The sequence below is a fragment of the Actinoalloteichus sp. GBA129-24 genome (assembly GCF_001941645.1).
Lineage (GTDB): Bacteria > Actinomycetota > Actinomycetes > Mycobacteriales > Pseudonocardiaceae > Actinoalloteichus_A > Actinoalloteichus_A fjordicus.
On record NZ_CP016077.1, the window covers coordinates 801,967 to 820,209 of the forward strand.

Annotated in this window: 13 protein-coding genes; 9 read left to right on the forward strand and 4 right to left on the reverse strand. The window is 71.5% G+C overall.

Going from position 1 to position 18,243, the window contains the following annotated elements; all coding sequences use genetic code 11:
* Positions 1-20: 20 nt before the first annotated feature.
* Positions 21-1,769 carry an IlvD/Edd family dehydratase gene (locus tag UA75_RS03795; protein WP_157433975.1) on the reverse strand — a complete coding sequence of 583 codons (1,749 nt, stop codon included), beginning with the start codon at positions 1,767-1,769 and terminating at the stop codon, positions 21-23.
* A gap of 130 nt (positions 1,770-1,899) precedes the next feature.
* Between UA75_RS03795 and UA75_RS03800 the strand changes: the two genes are divergently transcribed.
* The 5 genes from UA75_RS03800 (at position 1,900) to UA75_RS03820 (ending at position 9,573) form a co-directional block, all read left to right on the forward strand.
* The gene (locus UA75_RS03800; RefSeq protein ID WP_075738933.1) at positions 1,900-2,604 is read left to right on the forward strand and encodes a GntR family transcriptional regulator; all 705 of its coding nucleotides are present in this window, start codon (positions 1,900-1,902) and stop codon (positions 2,602-2,604) included.
* Between the two features lie 99 nt (positions 2,605-2,703).
* Positions 2,704-6,066 carry a S41 family peptidase gene (locus UA75_RS03805; RefSeq protein WP_075738935.1) on the forward strand — a complete coding sequence of 1,121 codons (3,363 nt, stop codon included), beginning with the start codon at positions 2,704-2,706 and terminating at the stop codon, positions 6,064-6,066.
* Between the two features lie 286 nt (positions 6,067-6,352).
* A complete protein-coding gene (locus UA75_RS03810) occupies positions 6,353-7,129 on the forward strand; it encodes a lytic transglycosylase domain-containing protein (RefSeq protein ID WP_232237615.1) in 777 nt (258 codons plus the stop codon).
* A gap of 168 nt (positions 7,130-7,297) precedes the next feature.
* A complete protein-coding gene (locus tag UA75_RS34315) occupies positions 7,298-8,263 on the forward strand; it encodes a lytic transglycosylase domain-containing protein (RefSeq protein ID WP_232237616.1) in 966 nt (321 codons plus the stop codon).
* A 341-nt stretch (positions 8,264-8,604) separates the two neighbouring features.
* A complete protein-coding gene (locus UA75_RS03820) occupies positions 8,605-9,573 on the forward strand; it encodes a lytic transglycosylase domain-containing protein (RefSeq protein WP_232251155.1) in 969 nt (322 codons plus the stop codon).
* A 584-nt stretch (positions 9,574-10,157) separates the two neighbouring features.
* Here the strand turns inward: UA75_RS03820 and UA75_RS03825 are convergent.
* On the reverse strand, positions 10,158-10,535 hold the full coding sequence (locus UA75_RS03825; protein WP_075738937.1) for a tetratricopeptide repeat protein: 378 nt from the start codon (positions 10,533-10,535) through the stop codon (positions 10,158-10,160).
* Between the two features lie 372 nt (positions 10,536-10,907).
* Between UA75_RS03825 and eno the strand changes: the two genes are divergently transcribed.
* From eno to UA75_RS03845, 4 genes are all read left to right on the forward strand, one after another.
* Complete coding sequence (eno, locus tag UA75_RS03830; protein WP_075738939.1) at positions 10,908-12,194, forward strand: phosphopyruvate hydratase; 1,287 nt, start codon at positions 10,908-10,910, stop codon at positions 12,192-12,194.
* 99 nt (positions 12,195-12,293) lie between these two features.
* A complete protein-coding gene (locus UA75_RS03835; protein ID WP_232237617.1) occupies positions 12,294-12,743 on the forward strand; it encodes an FtsB family cell division protein in 450 nt (149 codons plus the stop codon).
* Positions 12,740-13,279: a DUF501 domain-containing protein gene (locus tag UA75_RS03840; protein ID WP_075738943.1), complete on the forward strand. Its 540-nt coding sequence runs from the start codon at positions 12,740-12,742 to the stop codon at positions 13,277-13,279. The genes UA75_RS03835 and UA75_RS03840 overlap by 4 nt, the downstream gene beginning before the upstream one ends.
* A gap of 304 nt (positions 13,280-13,583) precedes the next feature.
* On the forward strand, positions 13,584-15,116 hold the full coding sequence (locus UA75_RS03845) for a lytic transglycosylase domain-containing protein (RefSeq protein ID WP_232251156.1): 1,533 nt from the start codon (positions 13,584-13,586) through the stop codon (positions 15,114-15,116).
* A gap of 443 nt (positions 15,117-15,559) precedes the next feature.
* On the opposite strand, the gene UA75_RS03850 is transcribed toward UA75_RS03845, so the two are convergent.
* Entirely contained in the window at positions 15,560-16,519 is a 960-nt protein-coding gene (locus UA75_RS03850) for a Ppx/GppA phosphatase family protein (RefSeq protein ID WP_075738947.1), read from the reverse strand.
* Between the two features lie 179 nt (positions 16,520-16,698).
* A complete protein-coding gene (locus UA75_RS03855) occupies positions 16,699-18,177 on the reverse strand; it encodes a S10 family peptidase (RefSeq protein WP_075738949.1) in 1,479 nt (492 codons plus the stop codon).
* Positions 18,178-18,243: the final 66 nt, after the last annotated feature.

Genomic DNA, 18,243 nt, shown 5'->3' on the forward strand with positions numbered 1-18,243 from the left:
CGTCGTCGGCCTGCCGCCGATCAGTGCTCGCGGGGGACCGATCCGCGTCGGGTCTCGGCCTGGAGGAAGCGGAAGTCGCAGCCCTCCTCGGCCTGGGTGACCTGTTCCAGATAGAGCCGCCGGTAACCCCGCCCGCTGCCCGACGGCGGCGTCGGGATCTCGGTCGGCGCGGCGGCGCGGCGGCGAAGCTCCTCGTCGGACACCTCGAGTTCCACGATCCGGTCGGCGACGCTGAGTCGGATCGTGTCGCCGTCGCGGACGTGCTTCAGCGGCCCGCCGATCGCGGCCTCCGGCGACACGTGCAGCACGATCGTGCCGCCCGCCGTGCCGGACATACGGCCGTCGGAGATGCGCACCATGTCCTTGACGCCTCGGCGCGCGAGCTTGCGGGGAATCGGGATGTAGCCCGCCTCCGGCATGCCGGGGGCACCCACCGGGCCGATGTTCTTCAGCACGAGGACGTCGTCCGGCTCGACGTCGAGATCCTCGCCGTCGATGCGCAGCGCCATGTCCTTCGAGTTCTCGAAGACGACCGCGCGGCCGCGATGCTCGAGCAGGTTCTGGTCGGCGGCGGCCTGCTTGATGACGGCGCCTGCGGGCGCGAGATTGCCGCGCAGCACGGCGATGCTTCCCGAGGGGTAGATCGGGTCGGTACGCGGTCGGATGACCTCCTGCGGGAACGGCGCGGGCGCGGCGGCCAGCTCCTCGCCGATCGTGCGGCCGGTGATGGTGGGTGCGTCCAGGTTGAGCAGGTCGCGCAGCTCGGCGAGCAGCCGAGGCACGCCGCCCGCCTTGTGCAGGTCCTCCATGTAGTGGGTGCCTGCGGGTTTGAGGTTGACCAGGACCGGGGTCTGCCTGCTCATCGCGTCGAAGCGGTCCAGGTCGAGGGTGAAGCCGAGCCTGCCCGCCACGGCGGCCAGATGCACGATGCCGTTGGTGGAGCCGCCCACGGCGAGCAGGACGCGCAGGGCGTTCTCGAAGGCCTCCTCGGTGAGGATCTTGTCGATCGTGAGGTTCTCCTCGGCGATCTCGGTGGCGCGTCGGCCGGTGAGTTCGGCGATGCGCATCCGGTCGGCCGTGACGGCGGGCGGTGTGGCGCTGCCGGGCAGGGCGACGCCTGCGGCCTCGGCGATGCAGGCCATCGTGCTCGCCGTGCCCGCGACGGAGCAGGTGCCCACACTGCCGACCAGGCTCGGGTTGACCTCGGCGATCTCCGCGTCGTCGATCTCGCCGCCTCGGTACTTCCCCCAGAAGCCTCGGCAGTCGGTGCAGGCGCCGACCCTGGTGCCGCGATGCGATCCGGTGAGCATCGATCCGGTGACCAGGGTGATGGCGGGCAGTCCCGCGGAGGCCGCGCCCATGAGTTGGGCGGGCACCGTCTTGTCACAGCCGCCGATGAGGACGACGGAGTCGACCGGGAGGGCGCGGAGCATCTCCTCGGTGTCCATCGACATGAGGTTGCGCAGGTACATGCTGGTGGGCTGCGAGAAGCTCTCGTGCAGCGAGATGGTCGGGAACTCCACCGGCAGCCCGCCCGCGAGCAGCACGCCGCGTTTCACGGCCTCGATGAGCTGGGGCATGTTGCCGTGGCAGGGGTTGAAGCCGCTGCCGGTGTCGACGATGCCGACGACGGTGCGATCCAGCGCGTCGTCGGTGTACCCCGCTCCCTTGATGAAGGCCTTACGCAGGAAGAGCGCGAAATCGGCGTCTCCGTAGTTCGTCAGCTTCCCGCGCAATCCCGCAGGCCCCGGACCGCTACCCGTCATCATTGACCTCATTATCGATAATCTCGCCGATGAAATGCCCGCATGGAACCATGCCTCCGGACGGTGCGCAAGCATCGTGAGAGGCTGATCAGCGTCGGAAGAGCGTGCGATCGATCGAAGGAGGTGCCGGTCAGTGCCAGGTGCGACCTCGCCGAACTCGGCCGTGCCCGATGCCAGGGTCGACCTCGCCGACCTCATGGAGGAGGAGATCGTCCTCGGACTGCGGTACCCGAGGGAACGGCTGGTCGAGGACGAGCTGATGAGCCGGTTCGCGGCGAAGCGGCACGCGGTGCGCCAAGCCCTGCACGACCTGGAGAACCGGGGCCTGGTGGAGCGACGGCCGCACGTGGGCGCGTTCGTCCGGGCCTACACGGCCAAGGACGTGCGCGATCTCTACGACGTGCGCGAACTGCTCGAGGTGCACTGCGCGCGACTCATCGCCCTCCCGGCCGACCCGGCCCGCATCGCGGAGCTGATCGACGTCCAGCGCCGGCATGACACGGCCGTCGAGCACGGCGATCTCCGTGCCGTGGTCAAGGCCAACATGACCTTTCATCAGCTGCTGTTCGCGCTGTCCGACAACGCGGTGCTCGTGGAGGCGATCCGACGGCACGCCCAGATCGCGCACGCCATCCGGTCCGTCACCGTCACCGAGCCGGACTTCCTGCAACGCAGCCGCACCGAACACTGGACGATGATCCGCGCGCTTCAGGATCAGGACTCCGATCTGCTGGCCGAGATGTGCCGAGCGCATCTGCTGCCTTCGCGCGACGCCTACCTGCGGCGCGTCCTGGACATCACCCCCGGTCCGTCGGCAGGCAGGCCGCCGCAGCGCTGACCGGACCTGGCCGGAGCGAGCGAAGGCTTCGGTGCATTCGGCACGGCCGATGAGCGGATTGTCATGATCTTGTTGGACCACGCTGCGTAAGGTCGAGCGATGAACGCCGGATACCTTCGCTCTCCCCACCTGCATGGCGAGCTGATCACCTTCATCGCCGAGGACGACGTCTGGCTGGCGCCGATCGACGGCGGTCGGGCCTGGCGGGTGTCCGCCGACCGCGCTCCCGCAGCAGGCCCGCGCTTCTCGCCGGACGGCTCCCTGCTGGCCTGGACGAGCAGGCTCGACGGCGACAGGCCGGAGGTCCAGGTCGCGCCGACCTCGGGCGGAGCCACCCGCAGGCTCACCTACTGGGGCGGCATGAAGACCTCGGTACGCGGCTGGCTGCCGGGGGAACAGCCCCTGGTCCTAGCGACGACGGAGGTGGGCGAACCCTCCATGCGGCAGACCTGGCTGCACGCCGTGCCGCTGGACGGCGGCCCCGCCGTGCGACTGCCCTACGGACCCGTCGGCGAGATCACCTTCGCTCCCGGAGTGCGGTTCGGTCCGGAACCGGCAGGCGCCACAGGCTCGGAGTCGGTTCCCGGCACCGGTGTCGCGCTCCTGACCGGGGGCGGAGTCCTGCTGTCCTCGGTGCTGGCCAGCGAACCCGCCCGCTGGAAGCGCTATCGCGGCGGGGCGGCGGGCAGGCTGTGGATCGACCGCACCGGCGACGGCGAGTTCGTGCGGCTGCTCCCCGAACTGGCAGGCAGCATCGTCGCTCCACTGTGGATCGGCGACCGGGTCGCGTTCCTCTCCGACCACGAGGGCATCGGCAACGTCTACTCCTGTCTGCCCGAGGGCACCGATCTACGCAGGCACACCCACCACACGGACTTCTACGCGCGCAACGCCACCTCCGACGGCAGCAGGATCGTCTACCAGCACGCGGGCGAGCTGTGGCTGCTCGACTCGCTGGACGGCGAGGCGCGGCGACTGGACGTCCGCACGGGTGGTCCCGCCGCGCAGCTCCGGCCACACCTGATCGACACCGCGCGCGACCTCGGCTCCCTCGCGGTCGACCACACCGGGCGGTCCAGCGTCGTCGAGGTGCGGGGCACCGTGCACCGACTGACCCACCTCGACGGACCCGCGACCGTGCTGGCAGCCGAGCCGGGAACCCGCGCCCGGATTCCCGCCATCCCCGCAGGCGTCGAGTCCGACGGCGTCAGCGCGGTGTGGATCACCGACGCGGACGGCGAGGACGCCATTGAGCTGGCTTCCTCGGCGTCCGAGACTCCCGGCACACCGGGGCGGCGGCTCGCCCACGGCGAGCTGGGCCGGGTGCTGGAGCTGGCCGTCACACCCGACGGCAGCACTGCGGCCGTCGCCGCACACGACGGCAGACTGCTGCTGGTCGACCTGACCGACGGCTCGGTCCGCACACTGACCACCAGCCGGGAGGGCGACGTCTCCGGCCTGGCCTTCTCCCCGGACTCGGACTGGCTGGCCTGGTCGGAGCCCGGCCCGTACCCACTGCGCCGAATCCGTCTCTTCCGCCGCTCCGACAATGAGAACGCCACGATCGTCGACGTCACCGATCTCCGGTTCGTCGACCTCGAACCGGTGTTCACCCTCGACGGCAAGCACCTCGCCTTCCTCTCGCTGCGGACCTTCGATCCCTTCTACGACGAGCACGACTTCGACCTGGCGTTCATCGCCGCCTGCAGGCCCTACCTGGTGCCGCTGTCGGCCCACACCCCCTCGCCGTTCGGCCCGAGCCTGCACGGCAGGGCCGCCGGTCCCGTTCCGGAGGGCGCCGCCGACTCGGCGGAGGTCGACGTGCCGCCCCGCACCGAGGTCGACGTCGCAGGGCTTGCGCAGCGAGTCGTGCCGTTCCCGGTTCGTGCGGGTCAGTACCACTCGTTGGCCGCCGCCAAGGGCGGCCTGCTGTGGATCTCGGAACCGCTCACCGGAACCCTGGGCGACGCGCAGTCGCCGGTGGACGCGCCGACGTCGCGGTCGGAGCTGATCCGCTTCGACCTGGTCCGCAACAAGACGGAGGTCCTCGTCGACGGGGCCGACGACTTCCGCGTCAGCGGCGACGGCACCCGGCTGGTCGTCACCGACGGCCCGGCCACTCGGGTCGTCTCTGCCGAGCGCAAGGTCACCGGAGACGGCACCGGCCCCGACGAGTCCCTCGTGCTGGACCTGGCGCGGCTGCGGGTGGAGGTGACGCCGATCGTCGAGTGGCGGCAGGCCTATGACGAGGCCGCCCGGCTGATGCGCGATCACTTCTGGCGTCGGGACATGGGCGGGGTGGACTGGGCGGCGGTCACCGCACGGTATCGGCCGCTGGTGGACCGCCTCGGCAGCGCGGACGACTTCGTCGACCTGCTGTGGGAGGTCCAGGGCGAGCTGAACACCTCGCACGCCTACGTGCTGCCGAGGGATGCCGAGGGCGACCCGAAGTCTCGACAGGGTCTGCTCGGCGCCGATCTGCGCCGCACGGCCGACGGGCGCTGGCGGATCGAGCGCATCCTGCCCGGCGAGACCTCCGACACGAAGGCCAGGTCGCCGCTGACCGCGCCCGGTGTCGCGGCCCGCCCTGGCGAGCTGCTGCTGGCCGTGAACGGCAGGCCGGTCGACCCGACGACGGGCCCGGCTCCGCTGCTGGTCGGCACGGCCGATCAGCCCGTGGAGCTGCTCATCGGCCCCGCTGAGGACGCGCCGACGGTGGCGGCGGGCAGCGACGAGTCCGCAGCCGAGACGAACCCGTCCGCCGCGCCTCGTCGGGTGGTGGTGGTCCCGGTGAGCGACGAGGAGCCGCTCCGCTATCAGGACTGGGTCGCCCGGCGCCGAGCCCACGTCCGCGCCCTCTCCGGCGGCCGAGTCGGCTACCTGCACGTCCCCGACATGCAGGCCCTCGGCTGGGCGCAACTCTTCCGTGATCTGCGGGTCGAGACGCAGCGCGAGGCGCTGATCGTCGACCTGCGCGAGAACCGGGGCGGCCACACCTCCCAGCTGGTCGTGGAGAAGCTGGCCGGGAAGGTCATCGGCTGGCAGGTCGCCGACGACGGGACCTACGGCTGGACCTACCCGCAGCACGCGCCGAGGGGACCGCTGGTCGCCGTCGCCGACGAGTTCTCCGGCTCCGACGGCGACATCGCCAACGGCGCGATCAAGGCGCTGGGACTCGGGCCGGTGGTCGGTGTCCGAACCTGGGGAGGCACGGTCGGCATCGACATGCGCTACCAGTTGGTCGACGGGACCATGGTCACTCAGCCGAGGTATGCGACCTGGATCGAAGGCCAGGGCTGGGGGATGGAGAACCACGGCGTCGACCCGGACGTCGAGGTCGTTCGAGCTCCCCAGCACTGGGTGCGGGGCGAGGACCCGCAGCTCGACACAGCCGTTCGGATCGCGCTGGAGACCCTCGCCGAGCGACCTGCGGCGGTGCGTCCCGCCCTGCCGCCGATCTGACCGACCCGGACGGCCACGGTCCACGATGCACTTCCCCGGGCGATGTGACGGCGTTCGGGGGAGTGCATTGAACTGTTCGGTCTATTCTCGCCGGATGGTCGACGGGCTACCGTCTCGTGGGTCGTGTGCGAACTTCGGAACAACCCCTGACGGCGGTCGCGCTCGGTCGGCGAACGGAGCCGAGCGCATACCCGCGGCGGACTAGGAGGACGTACTCGTGTCGATCTCGTCGTCTGAGCCGGAACCGTCACCCGAGCCACCCGCCCGGGGGCGCTGGACCCGGTTCGTGGTCGCCGTCGTCGGACTGGCGGTCATCGCCGTCGTGGTCAACATGATGAGCGCTCCCGATCAGGGCGAGGGCGACCGACTCCAGGCCATGGCGCTGGCGATGCCGCGCAACGCGCCGCCGGATCGGGGAGCGGCCGTGCCCGAGGTGGCCCCGGTGGATCATCTGCGGCCCATGCGGCTCGACGAGCGGCCGCAGGAACAGCTCGCCGACTGGGCGGACAGCCTGGCCGACCCGCTCAACATCCCCAGAGCGGCGCTGGAGGCCTACGGGTACGCGGCGGAGGTCGTCCGGATGGAGAACCCCGACTGCGGCATCACGTGGACCGTGCTGGCCGGGATCGGCCTGTCCGAGTCCAATCACGGTCGCTTCGCAGGCGCCACCCTCGACGAGACCGGTCGCCCGTCGACACCGATCATCGGACTTCCGCTGGACGGGAGTCCCGGCGTCAAGGAGATCCGCGACACCGACGGCGGCGAACTGGACGGCGACACCGTCTACGACCGGGCCGTCGGGCCCATGCAGTTCATCCCGACGACCTGGAAGCGCTGGGGCGCCGACGCGGACGGCGACGGCGTGGCCGACCCGCAGGACCTCGACGACGCCGCGCTGACCGCCGCGCGCTACCTCTGCCATGCGGGCGGTGACCTCACGGAGTCGACCGGCTGGTGGCGGGCGGTGCTGACCTACAACGAGAGCCGCAGCTACGCCGAGGGCGTGCTGGCGCAGGGTGAGGAGTACGGCCGGATGAGTCGGGCGGTGCTGTCGAACGACTGAGGAGCGGGCAACATCGGGTCCGTCCGCGGCCGATGCCGAGGCCTCGCCGTGCGGGGTGTCGGTCGGCTGTCCCGCCGGGATCGCGCGCCCGGCGGAGTCGCCGGTGTGGGCTGCCTGTTTTCGGCCGGGCGGGAAATCGGACATCTCCCGGCCACGTAGCCTGAGCACGTGCCCGACATCTGGTCGCAGATCAGAGAGCAGCGGCCGCCCCCTCGTCGGTCCAGATGGCCCGGCCTGATCGGTGGTCTGCTGGTTCTCGGCTTCGTCGGGGGCTTCGTCGCCCTCGGCTTATGGTTCGTCAGCAGCGACCGATTCAACGTCGATCTCGACCTGAATCCCGGCGTGGCAGGCCCGCCCAGAGTGCCGGTGACGCCTGCGCCCGTCGAGCCCAGCGAGTCGGCGCCGCCGCCCGCCGTGGTGCCCGCGCCCGATCTCGCGGCGATCGAGGCGGCTGCCGACGCCGCCGAGACGCCGCAGGCGGCGGAACCGGCCGAGCCCGAGGCAGGCGATCCCGAGAGTGCGCAGGACGGTACGGAACCCTCGCTGGAAGAGCGGGACCCGTTGGGCGCCTGGGCCCGCGACATGGCCACGGTCGTCGACGCTCCGCCGCGTGCGCTGCGGGCCTATGCCAACGCCGAGGCCCGACTGCGGGTCGAACAGCCCGAGTGCGGAATCTCCTGGACCACGCTGGTCGGGATCGGCCGGGTCGAGTCCGATCACGGTCGGTTCGGCGGTTCCCAGCTGGGCGAGGACGGCCGACCGACCATCCCGATCTACGGCGTGCCGCTGGACGGCTCACCCGGCGTGATGGCGATCCCCGACACCGACGGCGGCGCGATGGACGGCGACGACGTCTGGGATCGCGCGATGGGCCCGATGCAGTTCCTGCCCACCACCTGGGAGCTGGTGGGCCGGGATGCCGACGGGGACGGCGTCGCCGACCCGCAGAACATCGACGACGCCGCGCTCTCGGCGGCCACCTACCTCTGCTCGGCCCAGCGCGACCTGACGACCGGAACGGGCTGGTGGGCGGCGGTGCTCACCTACAACAACTCCGTCGACTACGGCAGGCGGGTCTTCGGCCTGGCCGAGACCTACGCGGGTTACCGCCCCGAGGAGCAGGCGGAGTCGTGACGTCGCAGGCGGTGGGGGCGGCCGGTCGCGCCCACGCGCGTGATCGCGTCCTCTCCGGGCCGCGATGCTCCTGTGGCTGGTGTGCTCCCCGTGCCTGCGGGGGCGACTCCGGTCGGCTTCGGCTCGGCGCGGACGACTTCGTGTCGCCGTCTCTCGTCGGGGCCGGTCGGGTCAGGCGTGGGCGGTGGCTTTCCGTAACCGATCATGTCGGGAATGCCACCGAACGGTCATGTGTCCTGAGTCACGATTGCGTCGCGCTCGGGTGCGGTGCCGCCTGTTGTCACGCCTGGATCTGCTCGCGTCGAGATTCGGACATATCGGTCGCGACGTAGCCTTGCCTCGTGTCCGACTTCAGGTCGTCGCTCAGGGAGAACGGGCTGCTGTCTCATCCATTGAGATGGGCGGTCCTGGTCAGTGGGCTGTTCGTCCTCGTCATCGTCGGGGGCTTCTTCGCGGTCGCTCTCTGGTCCATCGGCGAGCGAGTCGCCCGCGAACCCGAACCCGAACCCGAGCTCGGTCAGGAACAGCGTCCGGTGGAACCGCCCCCCAGGGTTCCGGTGGACCCGGCGCCCGTCGAGCCGGACGTGGCCGCGCCGCCGCCCGCCCTGATGCCCGCCCCCGATCTCGAGGCGATCGGCGCAGGCGGCGACGGACCGGGCGACTCTCCCCCGGAGACGGCCGATCCCGAGGCGGTCGAGTTGGGCCTCTCCGACAGTGATGTCGCCATGCGGGCGTCGACGGACCCGTTGGACGTGTGGGCCCGGGAGATGGCCACGGTCGTCGACGCCCCGCCCCTGGCGCTGCGGGCCTATGCGAACGCCGAGTCCCGCCTCCGGGCGGAGCAGCCCGCGTGCGGCATCTCCTGGACGATGCTGATCGGGATCGGCCGAGTCGAGTCCGACCACGGCCGGTTCGCAGGCGCCGAACTCGGCAATGACAGCCGACCGAGCATCCCGATCTACGGGGTGCCGCTGGACGGCTCGCCCGGCGTGCTGGCGATTCCCGACACCGACGGCGGCGAGCTGGACGGCGACGACGTCTGGGACCGCGCGATGGGTCCGATGCAGTTCCTGCCCGAGACCTGGGAGCTGTTCGGCCGCGATGCCGACGGGGACGGCGTCGCCGACCCGCAGCGGCTCGACGACGCCGCGCTCTCGGCGGCCACCTACCTCTGTGCCGCGGATCGCGACCTGACCAGTGGGCCGGGCTGGTGGTCGGCGGTGTTCTCCTACAACAACTCGGTGGACTACGGCCAGCGGGTCTTCGGCCTGGCCGAGACCTACGCGGGCTACGTCCCCGAGGAGCCGTGACGGGCGTGCTCCGGTCGCCCTCTCGGCGATCCGGCCGGGAGTCGTGACCTGGAGCACGTGGTCGATACTGGCCGTCACGGCACAGGAACATGCAGGTCAGGAAGTATCGGCCCCGCGCATGCGGGGATGGCTCCAGCGGGGAGGCGAACGGGCCGACGATGGTGCATCGGCCCCGCGCATGCGAGGGCGGCTCCTGGCCGATCAACTGCGCGAACCTGGCGAGCGCATCGGCCCCGCGCCCGTAGGGACGGCCCCAGGATGGTGATGCCGTCGAGCACGGCGAAGGCATCGGCAACCCACACTCGGGCGGCTCACGGCGGCTGACCGCCCTTCGTCGTTGATCACCTCTTCGTTCGTACGACGAGGGGCTCTGGCCGTCAAGGGACTCATAAGCCCCTGGCCGAACCGGCCCTCTTCCTACGAAACGGCCTGCTGACAGCGCCGCACCGCCGCTGCCACCCCCGCACGCGGCGGGGGTGACTCGGCGGCGTCTCGACTCGGTGTGTCGTGCGGTGAGGCAGGATCCGCTCCAGTGCAGGCGGCCTGTCGACCGCCGTCGAGGAGCGTGCCCGCCGACCTGGCGCTCAGCGGTCCTGGAGGGCCACTCTGGCGCTGACCTCGCCCAGGGCGTCCTGATACTCCGGCGTCGGGTTCATCACGGCCGCCATCCGGATCTGCGCCAGTGCCTCGGTGAGTCTGCCCTGCCGTTGCAGGGTGCGGCCGAGGGCGAGGCGGGCGTAGTGATCGGCGGGATCGAGCTCGATCGCGGTGGTGAAGGCCTCCTCCGCCCGGCGGAACTGGGCGGTGTGCAGGTAGGCCCGGCCTGCGAGAAGCTGGACGCTGTGGGCGGCAGGGTTCTCGGCCAGCACGGGACGCAGCGCGCGCAGCGCCTCCAACGGGCGCCGATCGGCGAGCAGCGCCTCGGCCCGGCGGAAGGCGTCGAAGATGTCCTCGCTACTCATGGTCGACTCAACGCTACGCGGCACGAAGCTGTTCCACCTCCGCCATCCGGCTGGCCTGGGCCGGCCCGCTGGTCACCCGGAGTGGTCTGCCGCCGCCCGCACGGGGCTAGGCGCACCCGTCACCGAGCCGACACGGGTACGACGGGGACCGACGGCGGCCCGCCGCGCCGACCCCGACCGCCGCCCGTTCGACGGCGTGTCGGCGGTCGGCGCGGCGGGCCTGCCGACCAGCGGGCACACTTGATCGATCACCCGGCCCGGACCTGCGCCGAAGGGGCGCTGTGACGGGGGAGACGCCTGCCTTCGGCAGGGCCGGTCCACTCGCGGGCTAGGCTCGACGCCGATCAGTTTCACTCAGGGTGAGGAGCACAGGTGGCAGTCATCGAACAGGTCGGCGCCCGAGAGATCCTCGACTCGCGCGGCAACCCCACCGTCGAGGTCGAGGTCGCACTGGACGACGGCACGGTGGCCCGTGCGGCGGTGCCCTCCGGCGCCTCCACCGGAGAGCACGAGGCGGTCGAGCTCCGCGACGGCGACAAGGACCGGTACAACGGCAAGGGCGTCGAGAAGGCCGTCACGGCGGTGCTCGACGAGATCGGCCCGGAGCTGACCGGCATCGAGGCCATGGAGCAGCGGATCGTCGACCAGAAGCTCATCGACCTGGACGGCACCCCCGCCAAGTCGCGGCTCGGCGCCAACGCCACGCTCGGCGTCTCGCTGGCGGTGGCCAAGGCGGCGGCGGACTCCAGCGGTCTGGAGCTGTTCCGCTACGTCGGCGGCCCGAACGCGCACCTGCTTCCGGTGCCGATGTTCAACATCGTCAACGGCGGTGCCCACGCCGACAACGACGTGGACATCCAGGAGTTCATGATCGCGCCGATCGGCGCGGAGTCCTTCCGTGAGGCGCTGCGCTGGGGCGCGGAGGTCTACCACTCGCTGAAGTCGGTGCTCAAGAGCAAGCAGCTGGCCACCGGACTCGGTGACGAGGGCGGGTTCGCCCCTGACCTCGGCAGCAACCGCGAGGCGCTGGACCTGATCACCACGGCGATCGAGAAGGCGGGCTACCGGCCGGGCCGGGACGTCGTCCTCGCCCTGGACGTCGCCGCCACCGAGCTGTACTCCGAGGGCTCTTACACCTTCGAGAAGCGCACGCTCTCCGCCGAGGAGCTGTCGAGCTACTACGCCGAGCTGGTCGCCGCCTACCCGCTGGTGTCGATCGAGGACCCGCTGTCCGAGGACGACTGGGAGGGCTGGACCCACCTGACCGCCCAGATCGGCGACAAGGTGCAGATCCTCGGCGACGACCTCTTCGTCACCAACCCGGAGCGCCTGGCGCGCGGCATCGACGAGAGCGCGGCCAACGCGATGCTGGTCAAGGTGAACCAGATCGGCACGCTCACCGAGACGCTCGACGCGGTGGGTCTGGCTCACTCCAACGGGTTCAAGACGATGATGAGCCACCGGTCCGGCGAGACCGAGGACACCACCATCGCCGACCTCGCGGTGGCCGTCGGCAGCGGCCAGATCAAGACCGGCGCCCCCGCCCGCAGCGAGCGGGTCGCCAAGTACAACCAGCTCCTGCGGATCGAAGAGGCGTTGGGCGACGCCGCGCGGTACGCCGGAGAACTTGCCTTCCCCCGCTTCACTCCGGGAGCCTGAGGCATGGCCAGGCGCGAGCGGGACCGACCGCGTGGGCGAGGCGAGTCCCCTCCCGCTCGGTCGGCCGATCGCGCCCGGCGCACCACCAGGAACAGACAGGTGAACATCGCCAGCACCCTGCGCCGCCGGGTCCGCCGCCGCGTGAGCAGGCGTACCGGCACCGGCGGCGCCTTCGGGCTCGCCTCGACCCGGCGCGCGGCGATCCTCGCGCTGGTGGTGTGCGCGCTGGCGCTGAGCGTTGCGGTGCCGCTGCGCACCTACTTCACCCAGCAGGCCGAGATGACCGAGGCGGCGGAGCTGCGCGGCAGGCTGGAGCAGGAACGCGGGGAGCTGGAGCAGCGACGCGACCAGCTCTCCGATCCCGCACACATCGAGGCGGAGGCACGGCGGCGGCTGCGATACGTCCGGCCCGGCGAGACGCCGTACATCGTGCAGCTCCCCGCCGAACAGCGAGAACAGGCGGCGGACTCCGCCGATCAACAACCGGAGCAACAGGACGCCCCCTGGTTCGCCAGGCTGTGGCGTTCCATCACGGGAGGCGAGGAATGAGCGTCGGATCATCGGTGCCGGGCGCGACGCGGGCCACGGACGGCGATCGTGCCGCCGTCGCCGCTCAGCTCGGCAGGTCGCCGCGTGGGCTGCTGTCGGTGGCCGCCCGCTGCCCCAGCGGGCATCCGGCGGTTGTGCTGACCAGCCCTCGCCTCGAGGACGGCAGCCCGTTCCCGACGCTCTACTACCTGACCTGTCCGCGACTCACCGGCCTCGCCAGCACCCTGGAGACCTCGGGGTTGATGCGGGAGATGACCGAGCGCCTCGATGCGGACCCGGAGCTGGCCGCCGCATATCAGCGGGCGCACGAGTCCTATCTGGCACAGCGCGACGCGATCGAGCCGTTGGGCACCGAGGTGAGCGCGGGCGGGATGCCGACGCGGGTCAAGTGCCTGCACGTGCACCTGGCTCACCGGCTCGCCGTGGGTCCGGGCGTGAATCCGTTCGGCGACGAGGTACTGGACCGGCTGGCCGAATCGTGGCCCGCAGGCGACTGCGCCGGGCCTGCCGACGGCCGGGACTCCGCCGCACCCTGATCACGGCTGCATCGTGGGCGTTGCTCCACTGTGATCATCGTTTCACGGTGATCGTGCTGCACCGAGCCCGTGCTTCACTGTGTGTGCGCTTCACCGGGAGCAGACGATTCCGGCGGTGAGATGGGTTCGTCCGAGCAGGAGCACGGGGCCGGTGGACAGGGCGGTGCCACTTTCGTCCATCGGGGCGGATGTTCGCCTCCGGTAGGCCGGTTCTTCCGCCGAAGGTTGAGAACCTCGGCCCGGTGAGCTGAAATACTCGGTGTCTTCGGTGATCGGCTCGGCGCGCGAGGAAGGTGCAGTCCTGGTGACAATCCCGGCGCAGCAGGCTTACGACGACTCGACCCGCACCTGGTGGCGATCGCAGCGGAGGTCGAGTCGCAAGGTCGCCTCGGCGGCCGTCCTGTTCGCCGTGATGTTGTTGCCTGCGACGCTCGGCGCCGTCGAGTCCTCGCCGGTGTTCCCCCGGCAGGACAGTGACGTCGCGGAACTCGCACTGTCCGATACGGACAGTCTGATCAACCTGTTACGCCACCGCGACGACGACGGCGGCGGTTACGGGGTCGGCGGCCGTCTCCCGGGCGGCACTCAGATCAGCCCGGAGTACAGCCAGGCTTCCTCCGGACCGGGATCGCGTGACGACGACGACAGCTCGGTGATCGGGCCCGGCGCGAACGCGCGAGGCATCCCCGGCGTCGTCCTGGAGGCCTACCTCGCGGCCGAGGACACCCTCGCCGAGACGATGCCCGGCTGCGGCATCGAGTGGTCGCTGCTGGCCGGGATCGGCCGGATCGAGTCCAATCACGCACGGCACGGGATGGTGGACGCCGAAGGCACGACGCTGTCGCCGATCATCGGACTCCAGCTCAACGGCGGCCCCGGCGTCGCAGCCATCCGCGACACCGACGGCGGCAGGCTCGACGGCGACACCGTATGGGATCGCGCGGTGGGGCCGATGCAGTTCATCCCCTCCACCTGGGCGGGCTACGCCTCCGACGGCAACGGCGACGGGGTGTCCGACCCGCACAACGTGTTCGACGCGTCGCTGGCCGCAGGTCGGTACCTGTGCTCCGGCGGCCTGAACCTCCGCGACCCCGCTCAGCTGCGCACGGCGATCTTCCGCTACAACCGGTCGGACGTGTATGTGGGCAACGTCCTCTACTGGGCACGGGCCTATGCCGACGGCGTGAACCCGCTGGAGAACGTCACGCCGCCCTCGGGCGGATCGGACGGGGGATCGAACTCGAACCCCAACCCGCCGCAGAACGGACCGGACGCGCCGAACCAGCCGCCCGCGCCGCCGAACCCGCCCGAGCCCCCGAACCCGCCTCGGCCGCCCTCGTCGCCGGAGCCGCCGCCGTCCTCGTCCGACGAGCCTCGGCCGCCGACGACCACCTCGCCACAGCCGCCGTGGACGCCCGAGCCGCCCGAGCCGACGGACCCCACGGACCCGACCGAGCCCACGGACCCGCCGGACCCGACTGACCCGCCGGACCCGACTGACCCGCCGGACCCGACCGAGCCGTGTGAGCCGCCGGTCACTGATCCGGAGGACCCCGAGAGCCCGGAGAACCCCGAGGACTCCGCCGAGACCACCGAGCCGCCCGCGCCGGGTGACCCGTGCGTGCCGTGCGACCCGGAGGAGCCCGGCGAGTCCGAGGGCACCGACTCGGCGGAGTCGAGCACCGAGGAGTCGACGGAACCGCCTGCGGAGTGCGAGCCCACCGAGCCCACCGAGCCGCCGTCCGAGCCCGGCTCGGACTCGGCCCCCCAGGGGTCCGTCGCGGGCACGGTGTCCTCGGCGTTCCGCAAGACCATGTCCCGTTCGGAGCGCGGCTGACGATCCGCCGGGTAGCGCTGTGACCGTCGGAGCCGACACCGGCTCCGACGGCGCCGGGCCGGGCACCGACGCAGGCGGCACGCGGCCGAGCGGTGCATTTCAGGGCCGGAGCGGCTCGGCCGTGTCGCCTGGCGGGCCCGGCAGCGCCCTGCGCCTGTCCGCCCGTGTGTGCCTGCCGCCGTTCGTCCCGTCGTCACCCGACGCCGGTGCGAGGCGCCCGGTCGAGCCCGGGTGGCGCGCCCGCGAGGCCGCGCCGACGCCACGACGGTCCGGGAGACGGCAGCCTTCGTCCGAGCCCCGGCCCGGCACCGCGACGGCGGCGCCCGTTCCCGGTGCGACGGCGGCGGCGAGACCTGCCCGACGGCGTTCGCAGGCCCGGTCCCAGCCGTCACCGAGCCTTCAGCAAGGCTCGGTGACGTGAGCGCCGAGCCTCGAGCCCGTGCTCAGCCCTCGGCGATGGACAGGGCGATGCCGTCGAGGATGTCGTGCTCGCTCACGGTCAGGCGGTCGACGCCGGAACGCGCGGCGATCTCCTCGGCCAGGGTCGCCACCACGATCGCCCCGCCCGCGATGACGTCGACGCGGCCCGGATGCATCGAGGGCACGGCGGCGCGTTCGTCATGGGTGGCCGACACGAGGTCGGTGGTGGTCCGCTCGATCTGCGCGGCGGACAGCTCGGAGAGGTGAATGCGCGCCGGGTCGTACTCGTCGAGATCCTGGGCTATCGCGGACAGCGTCGTCACCGTGCCCGCGACGCCGACCCAGGTGCGGGCGTCCCGGACGTCGACGCTGTCGAAGGCCTCGGCCAGCGTCGCGGCGGCGACTCGACGCGCCTCGGCGACCTCTGATTCGGCAGGCGGATCGGAGTGCAGACACCGCTCGGTGAGTCGCACACAGCCGACGTCGACCGATCGCGCGGCGATGACGTCGGCGCGGACGCCGTCCCAGGTCCCGTAGACCAGCTCGGTCGAGCCGCCGCCGACGTCGGCCACCACGAACGGCCCCTGCTCGGCGGCCAGATCGCCGACCGCTCCGACGAAGGACAGCCGGGCCTCCTCGTCGCCGGAGATCACCTCGGCGTCCACTCCGAGGGTCTCGCGCACCATCGAGAAGAAGTCCTCCCGATTGGCGGCGTCGCGGGTCGCCGAGGTGGCCGTCATCCGCACCCGGTCGACGCCGGAGTCGCGAATCCACTCGGCGTACTCGGCCAGCGCCACCCTGGTCCGCTCGACGGCCTCCGGTGCGAGTCGGCCGGTCGCGTCGACACCCTGGCCGAGTCGGACGATGCGCATCTCACGGCGCACGTCTCGCAGCATCGTGCGGCCTGTCTCGCTCCGCGTCACGTCCGCGATCAGCAGTCGGATCGAGTTGGTACCGCAGTCGATCGCAGCGACCCGAGCCATCGCGGGCTCCTCCCTCGTCGGTTCACGTCCGTGACAGTGTCTCCTGACGCGCCGCGCCGCCCGCGCCGGGGAGCCGCGCCCGAGACGCCGGGCCGGTGGTGCCGTACGGACGCCCGACGCAGGCCGGGCCGACCCGGACCAGCCAGGTCCGGGTCGGCGGTCCGTCGGGTGCAGCGCGGTCAGCGCGTGACGAACTCCGCGAGGTCGGCGGACTGCGCGATCCGACTCGGCTCGTGGACGTACATCATGTGGCCCGCCTCGTAGTAGCGGAACTCGATGTTGTCCTGCAGCTCGGCCGGGATCTCCAGGTGCGCGAAGACGTGTTCGGCGGCGAAGTACGGCGTCGCCCCGTCGTGATAACCGTTCGCGACGTGCACCCGCAGGTGCGGGTTGGTGCGCATCGCGGCGGAGAGCCGGGGTGCCACGGTGACGAACGAGCCCTCGAAATCCGAGTACGACCAGGGCTGGACCCGGCGGGTGAGGATCTCGTAGGGCAGGTCGTTCTCGTAGCCGAGATCGGCGCGCAGGTAGTGGTTCAGCGCCGCGCCGTACGGGCCCACGATCGCGTTCATGCTCGGGTCGGCGCTGAACAGCTCGCCGCCGGAGTCCGGCTCCCAGCCGACGAACCGGCCGTCGAGCCTGCCCACCACCTGACGTCGGTGTCGCAGCAGCTCCGTGAAGAACCGGACATGCTCGATCCGCAGGTTCACCCGGTCCACGTAGTCCTCGCTCAGCCCGGTGAGGCCTGCGATCCGTCGGACCGCCTCCGCCCGCTCCTCCTCGCTGAGCCGGGCGCCTCTGGCCAGGGCCCACGGGTAGTCGCGCTCGGCGTAGTCCTCGGCCTCGGCGACGACCTCGGACAGGGGGCGGTCGCCGTGCAGGCCGTGGTAGTGCGCGATGGCCGCATAGGTGGGCAGGAACAGCGGGTAGGGCTGGTCGTTGCCCGGCTGGAAGCGGATGGTGCCCATGTCCAGGACCGTGGAGATCAGCAGCAGCCCGTTGAGGTACATGCCGTAGCGGGACTGGAGGTGATCGGCGAGCGCGGCGGCCCGCAGCGTGCCGTAGGACTCGCCCGCCAGGTACTTCGGCGACATCCAGCGCTTGTTGCGGGTGGTCCACAGGCGGATCACCTCGGCGACGGCCTCCAGGTCGCCCTGGAAGCCGTGGTATTCGCTGGGCTTGCCGCCCTTGATCGCGCGGGAGAAACCGGTGGACACCGGGTCGATGAACACCAGGTCGCTGTGCGCCAGCAGCGACTCCGGGTTGTCGGCCAGGCCGTAGGGCGGGGGCGCCAGCTCGCCCGCGTCGCCCATGACGACCTTCTTCGGGCCGAGGACGCCCAGGTGGAGCCACACGCTGGAGGAGCCGGGACCGCCGTTGAACGCGAAGGTGATCGGCCGGTCGGCGGGCTGCTCGCCGTCGAGGGTGTACGCCGTGACGAACACCTCCGCCTTGGCCTGGTGGCCGTCGAACTTCCCGTCGGTGTGCACCTCTTCGCGCAGCACGATCCGGCCTGCCGTCGCGGTGTAGGCCAGCTCGGTGCCGTCCACGGCGAGCGTGTGGCTGGTGGTGACCAGGTCGTCGGTGGGCTCGGCGGGGGTCGAGGCCGTTGCCTCTGGGCCTGCCTCGACGTCGTGGGCTGTCTCCTTCTTCGCCATGGCGGCAGCCTACGGAGCAATGGTTAGCAAGCCAAAGGGTAATGTCCGGGCTCGGCCAGCGGATGA

Bases quoted from the DNA above. Each gene is read 5' to 3' on its own strand.
- UA75_RS03850 (WP_075738947.1), bottom strand. From the start codon at position 16,519: ATGGCTCGGGTCGCTGCGATCGACTGCGGTACCAACTCGATCCGACTG.
- UA75_RS03825 (WP_075738937.1), bottom strand. From the start codon at position 10,535: ATGAGTAGCGAGGACATCTTCGACGCCTTCCGCCGGGCCGAGGCGCTG.
- UA75_RS03840 (WP_075738943.1), top strand. From the start codon at position 12,740: ATGAGCGTCGGATCATCGGTGCCGGGCGCGACGCGGGCCACGGACGGC.
- UA75_RS03855 (WP_075738949.1), bottom strand. From the start codon at position 18,177: ATGGCGAAGAAGGAGACAGCCCACGACGTCGAGGCAGGCCCAGAGGCA.
- UA75_RS03805 (WP_075738935.1), top strand. From the start codon at position 2,704: ATGAACGCCGGATACCTTCGCTCTCCCCACCTGCATGGCGAGCTGATC.
- UA75_RS03795 (WP_157433975.1), bottom strand. From the start codon at position 1,769: ATGATGACGGGTAGCGGTCCGGGGCCTGCGGGATTGCGCGGGAAGCTG.